Origin of the sequence: Dickeya sp. ws52, from assembly GCF_007210685.1 — a bacterium.
GTDB lineage: Bacteria > Pseudomonadota > Gammaproteobacteria > Enterobacterales > Enterobacteriaceae > Dickeya > Dickeya chrysanthemi.
On record NZ_SZVX01000019.1, the window covers coordinates 24,511 to 40,016 of the forward strand.

The following is a 15,506-nucleotide window of genomic DNA, read 5'->3' on the forward strand; positions in this document are numbered from 1 at the left end:
GAAGCTGTCAATGGGAGAAACCGCACGATCGGAACAGGCAAAATAACCGGGCGGGAAAACCTCGGCTTTCCCGCCCGGCACGGCAATTACTGCCGAATATCGACCTGATAAAAAATGTGTTTGCCGAACGGGTCGATTTCATACCCGGTCACCGTATTGCGCACCGGCTCAAAAATAGTCGAGTGCGCGATCATCACCGCCGGCGCCTGCTCATGCATCATGAACTGCGCCTGACGATACAATTCCACGCGTTTCTGGTGATCCTGCTCGGTGCGTGCGTCGGTGATTAGCTTATCGAACGGCGGGTAGCACCATTGGGATGAGTTGGACCCGCCATTGGCGGAATTGCAGGTAAACAGCGGGCCGAAGAAATTATCCGGGTCGCCGGTGGCGGTAGTCCAGCCCATCAGCGCCGCCTGATGTTCGCCGCTCTTCACCCGCTTGAGGTATTCGCCCCACTCGTAACTGACGATATTGGCTTTCACTCCCACTTTAGCCCAGTCGGCTTGAATCATTTCCGCCATGCGGCGCGCATTGGGGTTATACGGCCGCTGAACCGGCATCGCCCACAGATCGATAGCGGTGCCTTCCGCCAGCCCGGCGTCTTTCAGCAGCACCCGCGCTTTTTCCGGGTCGTATTCATAGTCCTTCAGGTCGGCTGCCGCGCTCCATACGCCGGGCGGCAGCAAATTTTTAGCCGCGCTGCCGGTGCCCTGAAACACCGCCTCGATAATCGCCGGTTTGTTGATCGCCATCGTCAGCGCCTGACGCACCTTGACGTTATCCAGCGGCGCTTTGCGGGTATTGAAGGCCAGAAAACCGATATTCAAGCCGGCTTTCTGCATCAGGGTAATGTCCTTGTTGCTCTTCATGTCCGCCAGCTCAGCCGGATTGGGAAACGGCATCACCTGACATTCATTTTTACGCAGCTTTGCATAGCGCACCGAGGCATCCGGCGTGATGCTGAACACCAGCCGGTCCAGTTTGGCTTTGCCCTGCCAGTAATCCGCAAACGCCTGATACAGAATGCGGGAATCTTTCTGGTATTGCGCCAGTTGGAACGGGCCGGTGCCGACCGGCTCCAGATCCACTTTCTCCGGCGTGCCGGCTTTCAGCATCTGGTCGGCGTATTCGGCGGACAACATTGACGCAAAATACCAGGCCAAATCGGCCAGAAACGGCGCTTGTGCATGGCTCAGGGTAAAGCGCACCGTGTAATCATCCAGTTTGTCGATGGCGGCAATCAGGCTGCGAAACGACAGGCTCTCGAAATTGGCATAAGTGCCGCCGGATACCTTGTGATAAGGGTGATTGGGATCGCGCTGGCGCTGAAAAGAGAAAATCACGTCATCGGCGTTGAAATCGCGGCTCGGGGCAAACTGGGCGTTACGATGGAATTTCACCCCCTTGCGCAGATGAAAGGTGTATTGAGTACCGTCCGGGCTGATGTCCCAACTTTCCGCCAGGCTCGGCACCAGCTCGGTGGTGCCGACATTGAAGTCCACCAGTCGGTTGTAAATCGGCACCGCGCTGGCATCCACGCTGGTGCCGGAGGTATACAGTTGCGGATTAAAATTCTCCGGCGACCCTTCCGAGCAGTACACCAGCGTTTTGGCGTAGGCCGTCTGCGTCAACGCCAGCGTCATCGTGGCCAGCGCGATACGCGCTAATCTGTTTTTCATCCCCATCCTCGCTTTTTATTGACTTCCGGGTAGCTCGCTGAGTACAACGAAACCTTTGATTAATTTGAAAACCATACCGAATCTTCCATAGGGTTTACCAATAAAAACCTATTCCAATAGGCGTAATTGGCGCAGCTAGTTTGGACACGGACAGCGCGCAGACAACATGCAACGCATGTTGAACGGACAAAGCACGTTGTCCGGCCCAACGGGCGAGCGCAGCGAGTAAACCGGAACGTACACGCAGTACGTGAGGATTTCGAGCACTGCCCTGGTCCAAAATAGCAAGTAAAATAGCCCTATTGGGATAGGTTGTAAGGAACCGTTATGAGCAAAAACCTAGCGCGTCAGTTGACCGAGCGTTTCTACCGCTATCTGGCAATCAGCAGCCAAAGCGACGCCGCTGCCACCACGCTGCCGAGCACGCCGGGTCAGAGGGCGATGGCTCACCTGTTGGCGGAAGAATTGCGCGCGCTGGGGCTGAGCCAGGTAGTGTGCGACGAGCACGCCACCGTCACCGCGGTGAAACCGGGCAACACGCCGTCCGCGCCGCGTATCGGCTTCATCACGCATATTGATACGGTGGATGTCGGCCTGTCGCCGGAGATTCGCCCGCAAACCTTGCGTTTTACCGGCGACGACCTGTGTCTTAATCCGGCGCAGGACATCTGGCTGCGGATCAGTGAGCATCCGGAAATTCTGCCCTATCGCGATCAGGAGATTATTTTCAGCGACGGCACCAGCGTGCTGGGAGCAGATAATAAAGCCGCCGTCACCGTGGTGATGACGTTGTTGGAAAATCTGCGCGACGACCAGCCGCACGGCGATATCGTGGTGGCGTTCGTGCCGGATGAAGAAATTGGCCTGCGGGGCGCTAAAGCGTTGGATCTGGCGCGTTTCGACGCCGATTTCGCCTACACCATCGACTGCTGCGAGCTGGGCGAAGTGGTGTACGAGAATTTTAACGCCGCCGCGGCGGAAATCCGTTTTACCGGCGTCACCGCCCACCCGATGTCGGCCAAAGGCGTGCTGGTTAACCCAGTCCTGATGGCGCACGATTTCATCAGCCGGTTTGATCGCCGGCAGACCCCGGAACACACCGAGGGCCGGGAAGGTTACGTCTGGTTCAACGATATCCACGCCAACGCCAATGAAGCGGTGCTGAAAGCCTCGATCCGCGATTTCGATCTGACCGGATTCGACGCGCGTAAACAGCAGATACGCGACGTCGCGGCGCAGATTGCCGCGCAGTACCCAACCGGTCAGGTAAGCTGCGCCATCGCCGATATCTACGGCAACATCAGCAACGCGCTGGGAGACGACCGGCGGGCGCTGGATCTGTTGTTCGCCGCCATGGAGACCCTGTCGATTGCGCCGAAAGTGATTCCGATGCGCGGCGGTACTGATGGCGCGGCGCTATCGGCCAAAGGCATTCTGACGCCGAATTTTTTTACCGGCGCGCACAACTTCCATTCACGCTTTGAGTTTCTGCCGCTGCCGTCGTTCGTCAAATCCTATCAGGTGGCGTTGACGCTGTGCCTGCTGGCGGCACAGCAGCCTTCAGCCTGAGCATTGCCGGCGCAGCGCCGACGGCGTGATGCCGTATTCGGCGCGAAAGCGCTGGCTGAAATGGCTGGCGGAGCTGAACCCGCAGGCCAGCGCGATATCGGTGATGGAACGACGGCTGTGGCGTAACCACTGTTCCGCCTGCGCCAGCCGTCGCTTCATCACATACTGATGCGGCGCCATGCCTTCGCTCTGGCGGAACATGCGGGAGAAATGAAACTCGCTAAGATCGGCTTCCGCCGCCAGTTCGGCCAGCGTGAGCGGCTCCCCCAGCCGGGCGTCAATCCGCGCTTTTACCCGCCGCCGGGCTGCGATCCCAGGTTTGCTCCGCCAGTCGGCGCAAATGCTGGTCGGTACAATAGAAGTGCGCGAAACGCAGGCTGCCGCGGATATCCCAGGTAGACTGACTCTCCTTCGGCATCAGACAAAAACGCCCCGGCGCACCGCCGTTGAACCACCCGTCCGGGCGCTTGTGGTAGCTTTCGTAGCCATCCTGCACGTACATGCTGAAAATGTGGTGGTGGGCGTTTTCCAGCGTGACCCGATCGTGGCTGTTCTGCCAGACCGCCAGTTGCACCTGATTATCGAGTGTTACCGTCTCCTGCAACCGGGTTTTATAATGTTGTAACACTTCGAACGCTTCATACTGGCTCATCTGTCACCCTGCAAAAAGTCCCGCCTCAGGCCACAGAGTAAAACAAGCGCCCATCTTTAGGAATCGGTCTTTCCAGGTCAGTCGGCCCACGCGTTTTTTCATCCTAACCGCCCGAACCGGCCGCGCCGGGAGACAGACCCGTCACCTCGCCGTCAGGACGCGACGGTCAATCGGTCTTCATCGTCACGACGTGCGGGTTTTCGGTGTACCGCGATGCAGGACATCACGCTGCACACCACCAGCGTAAACGCGGCGGCTTCCAGATACGTGGGCAGGCGTTGCTCCCACAGAAAGCCGTAAATCAGCGCGAACAGGGTTTCAAACAAAATCATCTGCCCGACCAGCGTAAGCGGCAACAGACGGCTCATCTGGTTCCAGAACAGATTGCCGACGATGGAAGCCAGCACCGCCACCCCAAGGGATACACCGGCAAACTGCGCCCAGGCGATGCCGCTGTGATCGTCGGTGTTAAGCAGGATAGCCAAGGGAATCAGCATCAGCGACTGTGCACCGGTGACGATGCCCATCAGGAGGTTCCAGTCGTGGCCCGAGACCGACGCCACACGCGCCAGCCAGCGGCTGTTGCCTACGGCGAAGCTACTCCAGGATATCAACGCGCCCAGCGCGCACAACAGGCCGACGACCTGAGCCCCCACCGCAGTGGATGCCGGCGCACCCAACGCCTGCCAGCCGATGCACAAGGCACCAGCCGCGCACAGCAGCAACGACGGTAGCAGCCTGCGCAGCGGAACCGCACCCCGATCGCGGCTGCCGATCAACGTCACCACTACCGGCATAAACCCAATCACCAGCGACGTGATGGCGATGCCCGCCATTTGCACCGCGCTGGACAGCAAAATGTAATACAGCGTGTTGCCCGCCAGCGACAGCCAGCCCAGCGCAATCCACTCACGGCGGGCTAATCGTCGCACCAGAGACGGCCAGCGCGGCGCCAGCAACATCAACGAAATCAGGCCGTACGCGCTATATCGGCCAATCGCAATTTGCAACGGACTAAACGCACGCACCAGTTCCGGCGCCAGGAAAACCAACCCCCAGAGCGCGCCGGCTCCCATGCCGCACGCCACGCCCGCTACGGTTCTTTTACCGTCCACCCGGCTCTCTCCACTTGTTGCTGACGGGAGAGCATCGCGCCAACTGCGCGCCGTCACCGCGAATGGATAGCCTGAAGGCATTAGGTATAACCATCTCTCACCACCGCTGAAGTATGAATGGATTGCTTATCACGACGAACCGATGCGCTCGTTTGCCCAAAATAAAAAACCGCAGGATTTTGCTACTCACCGCAACCTGCTGACAGCCGCCGCCCCGCCAATACCGGATACTCATTGTGTGTGCTTACGGAATTAGCTGTCGTTTACAGAATTAATTGTTTTCGGAATTTATTGCCTTTGCAATTAATTTATTCAAAATCAAATAATTGTTAATTTATTGCGGGGTCTGACGATGAATAGCCTGCTTTATTGCACGGTGGTGCTGATCTGGGGCACCACCTGGATAGCCATCAGTCTACAGCACGGTAGCGTGCCGCCTGAAGTGTCGATTTTCTGGCGTTTTGCCATTGCTTCAACGTTGTTAATGGCGTTTTTGATCCTGACCCGACGCCTGCGCCCCTTAAGCGGCCGGGCGCATCTACTGTGTATGGCGCAAGGGGCAACCGTCTTCGGCCTCAATTTCTTCTGTTTTTATCATGCCGCCGCCTGGATCCCCAGCGGGCTGGAGTCGGTGATTTTTTCGATGGCGGTCCTGTTTAATGCCTTCAACAGCCGGCTATTCTTCGGCACCCGCCTCAGCCGTAATGTGATGCTGGCCGCGCCGCTGGGGTTGGCTGGTATCTTACTGCTATTCTGGCATGACCTGCTGCAACTGAGCAGTAGCCCGCAGTTATTGTGGGGAGTCGGCCTGAGCTTGCTTGGCACTTACGGCTTTTCTCTCGGCAATATGATCAGCACCCAGCATCAACGTATGGGACGCGACATCATGACCACCAACAGTTGGGGCATGTTATACAGTGCGTTAGTGATGGGCTTCATCGCATTGCTGTTGGATTACCGATTCACGCCGGAATTCTCGCCGCGCTATCTCGGTTCGCTGTTTTACCTGTCGCTGTTCGGTTCGGTTGTCGGTTTTGGCGCCTACTTCGCGCTGGTTGGGCGTATCGGTGCCAGCCAGGCAGCCTACGCTACCCTACTGTTCCCATTGGTTGCGCTTTCGGTCTCCACCCTGTTCGAAGGGTATGTATGGCGAGTTAACGCCGTGCTGGGATTAGTGTTGATTCTGGCGGGTAATGCGGTGATGTTTTATCGCCCCCGGCCGCAACCGGAGGCGAAAGCGGCGCTATAGGATATTACTGGCCGCCAGCCGGTTTACGCGGCGGGCGGCGGCGGGCAGATTGCCCTTCCGGGCGTTGTCCGGCCGGGCGGGATGCGCCGTCACGGCGCGGCTGATGAGGACGGTCACCTTGCGGTCGCCCTGATGCGCGTTCGCCTTGCGAACGATCACCCTGACGCGGCGCACCGCCGTGACCACCGCGCCCACCCTGCCGGCCATTCTGGATCGGCTCGGCTTTGATGGTCGGGTCCGGCTCGTAACCCGGAATGGCAATACGCGGAATTTCCCGCTTCAGCAAGCGCTCGATATCGCGCAGCAGTTTATGTTCATCAACGCATACCAGCGACAACGCCTCGCCGGTAGACGCCGCCCGCCCGGTACGTCCGATACGGTGTACGTAATCTTCCGGCACATTCGGCAGTTCATAGTTCACCACGTGCGGCAACTGGTCGATATCCAGCCCTCGGGCAGCGATATCCGTCGCCACCAGCACACGGATGTCGCCGTCTTTGAAATTCGCCAGCGCACGAGTACGCGCCCCCTGGCTCTTGTTGCCGTGAATAGCGGCGGCGGTGATACCGTCTTTGTTCAGTTGCTCCGCCAGATGGTTGGCGCCGTGCTTGGTACGGGTAAACACCAGCACTTGCCGCCAGTCGTGTTTGCCGATCAGGTGCGACAGCAGCTCACGCTTACGTTTCTTGTCGACGAAATGCACGTGCTGGGTCACCAGCTCGGACGGAGTGTTGCGACGCACCACTTCCACCGACGCCGGATTGGTGAGCAGTTTGCCGGCAAGCTCTTTGATCTCGTCGGAGAAAGTGGCGGAAAACAGCAGGTTCTGCCGTTTGGGCGGCAGCTTCGCCAGCACCCGGCGAATATCGTGGATAAAGCCCATATCCAGCATCCGATCGGCTTCATCCAGCACCAGAATGTCCACCTGCGACAGGTCAACCGCGTTCTGGTGTTCCAGATCCAGCAGACGACCTGGTGTGGCAATCAGAATATCCACGCCGCCACGCAGCTTCATCATCTGCGGATTAATGCTGACGCCGCCGAACACCACCAGTGAACGCAGACGCAGATATTTGCTGTACGCCAGCACGTTTTCGCCGATTTGCGCGGCCAGCTCACGGGTCGGCGTCAGGATCAACGCCCGCACCGGACGGCGGCCTTTCGCCAGCACCGGGCGTTCGTTCAGCAATTGCAGCAGCGGCAGGGTGAAACCGGCGGTTTTGCCGGTGCCGGTCTGGGCGCTGGCCATCAGGTCGCGCCCTTCCAGCACGACCGGAATGGCCTGACGCTGAACCGGCGTCGGCTCACGGTAGCCCTGCTCTTCCACAGCGCGCAAAATATCGGCACTCAGACCGAGAGATTCAAAAGACATAACGAGAACAACTCCAGATTCACCCTACCCGATATTGACCGGTGCAGTTTTTAGGGTGATGACAGATGGGTTCTGCGCCGCTCCGGCATACAAGGCCGCACAACGCTGACTCCAGATGAATGGGCACAAACTACGGTGCATGACTGCGCGCAATTGTAACAGAAACCCGCTTGTTTGAGGAATTTTTATCTGTCGATCACATTTTATCCTCCGCATTCTGCGCAAAATGATTTTGCTCTGTATGGATATCAATCAGTTACTGATTAAAAAGCGCGATCATCTACTGCAACGCCGGCGGATAGCCGTGTGAAATCCGCCTGCCGTCGGGCAGAACGCGGCAATCTGACGAATGAGCAATTATTCTTACAGTGGGGCCATCGTCTATGCGGGTTCGGCAATCATGACATCAGCCGTTTAAGAGTGGGGCGCACAGGCACATCGGGAGCGTTATGAACAAGAAAACAGGGTCATGGTTGGTGCTGGCGATCATCGCTATCGCTGCCGCCGGCTACGGCCTGATGCAACAGCGTCATCAGCAGGCTACGCCGTTAACGTTGTACGGCAACGTGGATATCCGCAGCGTCAATCTGGGATTTCGGGTGGGTGGACGGCTGGCGGGTTTGAATGTGGATGAAGGGGATGCCATCCAGCCCGGACACCTGTTAGCCCGGCTGGATAGCGCGCCGTTGCAAAACGCGCTGCAACAGGCGAAAGCCAATGTTGCCAGCGCGCAGGCGCAACTGGCGCTGTTGCAGGAAGGCTACCGCAGCGAAGAAATCGCCCAGGTGCGTTCCCAACTGGAACACGCGCAGGCCGCTTACGATTACGCCAACAGTTTCTACCAGCGCCAGCTCAGCCTGTGGAAGCAGCGAACCCTCGCCGCCAACGCACTGGAAGACGCTCGCTCCACGCGCGCTCAGGCGCAGGCGACGCTGCAGGCGGCGCAACAAAAACTGAACCAGTATGAGCGCGGCAATCGCCCGCAGGAAATCGCCGCCGCCGAAGCCGCACTGGCGCAGGCACACGCCGCCGAAGCGCAGGCGCAACTGAATTTGCAGGATACGCACCTGTATGCGCCGTCTCCCGGCGTGATCCTGACCCGCGTGGCCGAAACCGGCAGCATGTTGAACGCCGGCAGTACCGTATTCACCTTGTCGTTGACGCAACCGGTATGGATTCGCGCCTACGTCGGCGAAACGCAACTTGGCCGCACCGCGCCCGGGCGCGACGTGCTGATTTACACCGACAGCCGTCCGGATCGCCCCTACCACGGCAAAATCGGCTTTGTATCGCCCAGCGCCGAATTTACGCCGAAAAACGTCGAAACCACCGAATTACGCACCGACCTGGTCTACCGGTTACGCATTATCGTGAATGACGCGGACGCCGGGCTGCGTCAGGGAATGCCGGTTACGCTGACGCTGGCGCAGGACAATGCCCCCCATGACCCATGATGCACCGCTGATCCGCTTTGATGCGCTGGAAAAACGCTTCGCCGGTCTGGAGAAGCCGGCGTTGGCAAAGCTGAGTGCCGAGATTCGCGCCGGTGCGGTTACCGGGCTGGTCGGGCCGGACGGCGCCGGCAAAACCACGTTGATGCGAATGCTGGCCGGGTTGCTGACGCCCAGCGCCGGCACCATTCGGGTGATGGGGCTAGACCCGATAGCCGATGACCGCCGGCTACACGCCCGGCTGGGTTATATGCCGCAGAAATTCGGGCTGTACGAAGACCTCACGGTAATGGAAAACCTGACGCTGTACGCCGACTTGCGCGGCATTACCGGCGATACCCGGCGCGCCACCTTTGAGCGGCTATTGCAGTTTACCGACCTCACCCGCTTCACTACCCGGCCGGCGGGCAAACTCTCCGGCGGCATGAAACAAAAACTGGGGCTGGCCTGCACTCTGCTGGGTCAACCCAGTGTGCTGCTGCTGGATGAGCCGGGCGTCGGCGTCGACCCGATATCGCGCCGCGAGCTGTGGCGCATGGTGCACGAACTGGCGGACGACGGCATGTTGATACTCTGGAGCACCTCCTATCTGGACGAAGCGGAGCAGTGCCGCGACGTGCTGCTGCTCAACGAGGGGGAATTGCTCTATCGGGGAGCGCCCGCGGACCTGACGCAACAGATGGCGGGTCGTTGTCTCTTGCTCGACCAGCCGGGCAGCAATCATCGCCGCCTGCTGCAACAGGCGCTGCGTCAACCGCAGGTGAGCGACGGCGTCATTCAGGGGCGCTATGTGCGGTTGATCCTGAAACCGCAGGCGGACAGCAATGCGCTGCTGCACACGCTCGGCCTGCCGCCGGATAGCGTGCAAAATACCGCGCCGCGTTTTGAAGATGCGTTCATCGACCTGCTGGGCGGCGGCCCCGGCGCGACCTCGTCGTTGGCGGCCATCCTGCCGCAACTGGATACGCACCGAGGGGAAACGGTGATCGAAGCCCGCAATCTGACGAAAAAATTCGGCGATTTCGCTGCCACCGACCAGGTGAATTTTCAGGTGCGTCGCGGTGAAATCTTCGGTCTGCTGGGGCCGAACGGCGCCGGTAAATCCACCACCTTTCGTATGATGTGCGGCCTGCTGACGCCGACCGACGGTCAGGCGCTGGTGCTGGATATGGATCTCAAGACCCGCTCCGGGCGTGCGCGCCAGCATTTGGGGTATATGGCGCAGAAGTTTTCGCTGTACGGCAACCTGACCGTGGAACAGAACCTGCGTTTTTTTTCCGGTGTTTACGGCCTGCGCGGTCAGCGCCAGCAGGATAAAGTGAACAGCATGGCGCAGGCATTCAACCTCCACCCTATTTTCCGGCAAACGCCGGATGCGCTGCCGCTTGGTTTTCGCCAGCGTCTGGCGCTGGCTTGTGCGCTGATGCACGAACCGGACATCCTGTTTCTTGACGAACCCACCTCCGGCGTCGATCCGTTTACCCGTCGGGAGTTCTGGCAGCACATTAACGGCATGGTGGACAAAGGGGTAACAATTATGGTCACCACCCATTTTATGGACGAAGCCGAATACTGCGACCGCATCGGATTGGTGTATCGCGGGCGGCTCATCGCCAGCGGCACGCCGGACAATCTCAAGCGGCAGGCGGCTTGCGACGACATGCCGGACCCTACCATGGAACAGGCGTTTATTGCTCTGGTACAGGCGTATGACCAGGAGGCGACGGATGCCGCGGTACATTGACGATCGTCGTTTTTCCTGGCGACGGCTGCGCGCCCTGTGTCTGAAGGAAACCCGGCAGATCCTGCGCGACCCCAGTTGCGCGTTGATCGCATTTGTCATCCCGTTGTTGCTGCTGTTTATTTTCGGCTACGGCATCAATCTTGACTCCAGCCGCCTGAACGTCGGCGTGCTGATGGAGCAACACAGCGCCGAGGCCGACAGTCTGGCGCGCGCCTTTACCGGCTCGCCGTATCTGGCCGTTACCCTCAGCGATAACCGCCCGGCGCTGATCGAGCGGATGCAAGCCGGGCAAATTCGCGGGCTTCTCGTCATCCCGGCCGATTTCGCTACCCGGCTGGCGCGCCCGCAGGATCGCGCACCGATTCAGGTGATCACCGACGGCAGCGAACCCAATACCGCGCAGTTCGTGCAGGGGTACGCTCAGGGGGTGTGGCAGCTCTGGCAACAACAGTACGCGCAGGACCACGGCGGCCGTTATCAAGCGCTGATCGAAATACAGACCCGCTACTGGTTCAACGCCGCCGCCATCAGCCGCCATTTCATTATTCCCGGCGCCGTCACCATCATCATGACGGTGATCGGCGCCATCCTGACCTCACTGGTGATCGCCCGCGAGTGGGAACGGGGCACCATGGAGGCACTGTTATCGACGCAGGTCACCCGCACCGAACTGCTGCTCACCAAATTGCTCCCTTATTATGTGTTGGGGATGATCGCCATGGTGCTGTGCGTGGTAGTGGCGGTATTTGTGCTGGGGGTGCCGTATCGCGGCTCGCTATGGGTGCTGTTCGGCATGAGCAGCCTGTTTCTCGCCAGCACGCTGGGCATGGGGTTACTGATTTCGACCCTGACCCGCAATCAGTTCAACGCGGCGATGGTGGCGCTCAACGCCGCGTTTCTGCCGGCGGTGATGCTGTCTGGGTTTATCTTTGAAATTCACAGTATGCCGGTGTTGGTTCAGGCGGTGTCGTACCTGATCCCCGCCCGCTATTTCGTCAGCACGCTGCAAACCCTGTTCCTGGCCGGGAACATCGGCGGCGTGTTGCTGATGAACCTGTTGTTTCTGATGACGTCGGCGGTGTTTTTCATCGGCCTGACCGCCTGGAAAACCCGGCGTCGGCTCGATTAGGTCAATCATGAGGTCGGTGAGCGCCACATTGCCGTCGGTATGCTGAAGGAGAAAAGCCATGTTGCATCGCGTGTGGACGCTAATCCGCAAAGAGCTTCAGTCATTGCTGCGTGAACCGCAGACGCGCGCCATTTTGGTACTGCCGGTGTTGTTGCAGGTGCTGCTGTTCCCGTTCGCCGCCACGCTGGACGTCACCGATGCTACGCTTGCCATTTACAGCGAAGACAATGGCCCGGCCGCGGTGGAACTGACGCAGCGTTTCGCCGGCGCCAGTGCATTCTCCCGCGTCATCATGCTGCACAGCCCACAGGACATCGCACCCGCGATTGATAACCAGCAAGCGCTGCTGCTGGCGCGTTTCCCCGCTGACTTTTCCCGTCAGTTAGCGCGCGGCGTGCCGACCAGCATCCAGCTTTTGCTCGACGGACGCCACTCCAACAGCGCCCAGATCGCCGCCCGTTATATCCAGCAGATAGTGCAGGACTATCTACGGGAGCAGGACTATCTACGGGAACGGGCCGACGACCCGACGCTGACGCACCAGAGCGAGTTGGTGATTCGCCACTGGTATAACCCCAATCTGGACTACAAATGGTTCGTGGTGCCGTCGCTGGTGGCGCTGATCACCACCATCGGCGTGTTGATCGTCACCGCCCTGTCGGTGGCGCGCGAACGGGAACAGGGCACGCTGGAACAGTTGCTGGTGTCACCGCTGTCTACCGGGCAGATCTTTGTCGGCAAGGCAGTCCCGGCGCTGATTGTCGCCACCGTTCAGGCCAGCATCGTGCTGGCGGCCGGTATTCTGGCTTACCGTATCCCCTTTTCCGGTTCGCTGCTGCTGTTCTACCTCTGCATACTGGTGTACGGGTTATCGCTGGTAGGATTCGGGCTGCTGATTTCTGCGCTCTGCGCTACGCAACAGCAGGCTTTCATCGGCGTATTTGTCTTCGTGATGCCGGCTATTCTGCTCTCCGGGTATGTATCGCCGGTTGAAAATATGCCGCTGTGGCTGCAACAACTTACCTGGGTTAACCCGGTACGCCATTTCACTGATATAACCAAACAGATCTATCTCAAAAACGCCAGCCTGGCGGTTATCTGGCATGGTATATGGCCGTTGCTGACGATCACCGCCACCACCGGCAGCGCGGCTTACGCTCTGTTTCGGCGCAAGATAGGTTAGCCTTGCCGGGTTGGGCGGTAACCCGACGTCAGCGACGTCTTGCCAAACACTGACTACACTGATTTCAGTTACTTGGGTACGAGGGAAAACAATGGATACCGTCTCGCAACCGTCGTTGGGTTTTTCGTTTACTGTGCTGACCATTAATACCCACAAAGGGTTCAGCGCACTGAATCGCCGTTTCATCCTGCCGGAACTGCGTGAGGCCGTACGATCGGTCTTTGCGGATGTCGTCTGCCTGCAAGAGGTACTGGGTCGCCACTCTACGCACCCGCTACAGGTGGAACACTGGCCGGATACCCCGCACTACGAATTTTTGGCCGAAACCATGTGGAACGATTACGCCTACGGGCGCAACGCGGTCTACCCGGAAGGCGAACACGGTAACGCAGTGCTGTCGCACTTCCCGATTTTTAGTTATCGCAATCTGGATGTATCGGTATCCGACAAGGCCCGACGCGGTATCCTGCACTGCGTACTGAAAGTGCCCAACCGGGATTTGCACATTCACGTGGTGTGCGTGCACATGGGGCTTACCGCGTCGCACCGGCGGCAGCAATTGGCGCTGTTGTGCGACCTTCTCGACACCCTGCCTGCCGATGCGCCGTTGGTGGTCGCCGGCGATTTCAACGACTGGCAAATGAAAGCCTGCGCCCTGTTAAAACGCCGCGCCGGTCTCGAAGAGGTGTTCAGCCAACATATGGGTAAACCGGCACGAACCTTTCCGGCCCGTTTCCCGCTATTGCGGCTTGACCGTATTTACGTGCGCAATGCCCGGGCTAGCGTCCCCCGATTGCTGCCGAGCAAACCCTGGTCGCACCTGTCCGATCATGCGCCGCTGGCGGTGGAGATACATTTGTGAAAGCCGAATGGCGCGACGGCAACCAGATCGAACTGCTGGTAAATGGCGACGAATACTACCCCAGCGTGTTTGACGCCATCCGGCAAGCCCGCAGCCGGGTGGTGCTGGAGACCTTTATCTGGTTTGAAGATAAAGTCGGCTACGCGCTGCGGGAGGTACTGATTGCTGCAGCCCGGCGCGGCGTCAGCGTCGATGCCACCGCCGACGGTTACGGTTCGCACGATCTGTCGCCCGATTTTCTGGCGCCGATGATCGAAGCCGGGGTGCGTTTTCATTTTTACGATCCCCGCCGACGCCTGTTCGGCCTGATGCGCACCAACCTCTTTCGCCGGTTGCACCGCAAGATAGTGGTGGTAGACGGCCATACCGCCTGGATAGGCGGCATCAATTATTCTGCTGATCACCTGAGCGACTACGGCCCGGAAGCCAAGCAGGATTACGCCGTTAAGGTGCGCGGCCCGGTGGTGGATGACATCTACCGCTTTGTACTGGCGGCGCTGGCCCACGATGAAGAACCGCGCATCTGGTGGCGACGGCGTTTTCGTCGTCCGGCTCGCAACCTGCACCCTGGTAACGCGCAGGCGCTCTTCGTCTGGCGCGACAACGGCCTGCACCGCCGCGACATCGAGCGCCAATACCTGCAAATGCTGCGGCGGGCCAAACGTGAAGTGATTATCGCCAACGCCTATTTCTTTCCCGGCTACCGGTTACTACGGGCGATGCGCAAGGCCGCGCGGCGGGATGTGCGGGTACGGCTGATCATTCAGGGGCAACCGGACATGCCGATCGTCCTGGTAGGCGCCCGGTTGCTTTACCCCTGGCTGGTGAACGCCGGGGTGGAGATTTATGAGTACCGCCGCCAGCCGCTGCACGGCAAAGTCGCGTTGCAGGATGAATACTGGACCACCGTCGGTTCCAGCAATCTGGACCCGCTCAGCCTGGCGCTCAACCTGGAAGCCAATCTGTTTATCAACGACCGGGACTTCAACCAACAGTTGCAGGACAATCTGCACCAGCTTATCCGCGAAGACTGCGTGCAGGTTGACCCCTCGCAACTGCCGAAACGATCATACTGGCAGGTATTCAAAGGGATGGTGGTGTTCCATTTCCTGAAGCGTTTCCCGTCGCTGGTCGGCTGGCTGCCGGCACACAGTCCGCAACTAACACAGGTGGGACAGGCGGATGACAACGACAGAAAATAGTAAAAATGTCAGGCAAAGGGGGTTTCCGGCGTAAAAAACTGTGCTGAGGTGGACGACTTCGCCGGATGCGCGGCAGGGAAGCCGCGCAAGCCCGTGCCGCGTCTGGAACGCGTCACGGGCGGTCCGAATAGCGAAGTCGAATGCCGAAGGAACCGCGTAGCGGCACAGTTTAGCCACCAGCCAGTGGTCAAGGAGAGGCGGCGCTTGAGCCTCTCCTTGTCGTGCGTGCGGTGAAGTGACAAAGAAACCACTCCGTTTATCCCGCACGAAATCATTCACTGACCAGACAAACTTCA

The 15,506-nt window shown here is 59.2% G+C and carries 11 protein-coding genes and 1 pseudogene; 8 read left to right on the plus strand and 4 right to left on the minus strand.

Annotated features, from left to right (window positions below):
- Positions 1–86: 86 nt before the first annotated feature.
- Positions 87–1,682 (minus strand): ABC transporter substrate-binding protein, encoded by a 1,596-nt coding sequence (locus tag FDP13_RS16940; RefSeq protein WP_143839962.1) that lies wholly within the window; start codon positions 1,680–1,682, stop codon positions 87–89.
- A 327-nt stretch (positions 1,683–2,009) separates the two neighbouring features.
- Between FDP13_RS16940 and pepT the strand changes: the two genes are divergently transcribed.
- The gene (gene pepT / locus FDP13_RS16945) at positions 2,010–3,251 is read left to right on the plus strand and encodes a peptidase T (RefSeq protein ID WP_143839963.1); all 1,242 of its coding nucleotides are present in this window, start codon (positions 2,010–2,012) and stop codon (positions 3,249–3,251) included.
- Here pepT and FDP13_RS16950 read toward each other — a convergent pair.
- Positions 3,243–3,903 (minus strand): annotated as a pseudogene (locus FDP13_RS16950) (helix-turn-helix domain-containing protein). The gene pepT and the pseudogene FDP13_RS16950 overlap by 9 nt on opposite strands.
- Positions 3,904–4,055: 152 nt before the next feature.
- Positions 4,056–5,099 carry a DMT family transporter gene (locus FDP13_RS16955; protein WP_234424424.1) on the minus strand — a complete coding sequence of 348 codons (1,044 nt, stop codon included), beginning with the start codon at positions 5,097–5,099 and terminating at the stop codon, positions 4,056–4,058.
- 271 nt (positions 5,100–5,370) lie between these two features.
- On the opposite strand from FDP13_RS16955, the gene FDP13_RS16960 reads away from it, so the two are divergent.
- Positions 5,371–6,267 carry a DMT family transporter gene (locus FDP13_RS16960; RefSeq protein WP_027712376.1) on the plus strand — a complete coding sequence of 299 codons (897 nt, stop codon included), beginning with the start codon at positions 5,371–5,373 and terminating at the stop codon, positions 6,265–6,267.
- 4 nt (positions 6,268–6,271) lie between these two features.
- On the opposite strand, the gene rhlE is transcribed toward FDP13_RS16960, so the two are convergent.
- On the minus strand, positions 6,272–7,639 hold the full coding sequence (gene rhlE / locus FDP13_RS16965; RefSeq protein WP_012770212.1) for an ATP-dependent RNA helicase RhlE: 1,368 nt from the start codon (positions 7,637–7,639) through the stop codon (positions 6,272–6,274).
- Positions 7,640–8,088: 449 nt separating this feature from the next.
- Here rhlE and hlyD point away from each other — a divergent pair, with 449 nt between their 5' ends.
- From hlyD to clsB, 6 genes are all read left to right on the plus strand, one after another.
- Positions 8,089–9,093 (plus strand): secretion protein HlyD, encoded by a 1,005-nt coding sequence (gene hlyD / locus FDP13_RS16970; RefSeq protein ID WP_143839964.1) that lies wholly within the window; start codon positions 8,089–8,091, stop codon positions 9,091–9,093.
- Entirely contained in the window at positions 9,083–10,834 is a 1,752-nt protein-coding gene (locus FDP13_RS16975; RefSeq protein WP_143839965.1) for an ATP-binding cassette domain-containing protein, read from the plus strand. Before hlyD ends, FDP13_RS16975 begins: the two co-directional genes overlap by 11 nt.
- Positions 10,818–11,963 (plus strand): ABC transporter permease, encoded by a 1,146-nt coding sequence (locus FDP13_RS16980; protein ID WP_143839966.1) that lies wholly within the window; start codon positions 10,818–10,820, stop codon positions 11,961–11,963. The genes FDP13_RS16975 and FDP13_RS16980 overlap by 17 nt, the downstream gene beginning before the upstream one ends.
- Positions 11,964–12,021: 58 nt before the next feature.
- Complete coding sequence (locus tag FDP13_RS16985) at positions 12,022–13,146, plus strand: ABC transporter permease (protein ID WP_033576940.1); 1,125 nt, start codon at positions 12,022–12,024, stop codon at positions 13,144–13,146.
- 91 nt (positions 13,147–13,237) lie between these two features.
- A complete protein-coding gene (locus FDP13_RS16990) occupies positions 13,238–14,008 on the plus strand; it encodes an endonuclease/exonuclease/phosphatase family protein (RefSeq protein ID WP_033576939.1) in 771 nt (256 codons plus the stop codon).
- Entirely contained in the window at positions 14,005–15,210 is a 1,206-nt protein-coding gene (clsB, locus tag FDP13_RS16995) for a cardiolipin synthase ClsB (RefSeq protein ID WP_012770218.1), read from the plus strand. The genes FDP13_RS16990 and clsB overlap by 4 nt, the downstream gene beginning before the upstream one ends.
- Positions 15,211–15,506 lie beyond the last annotated feature (296 nt).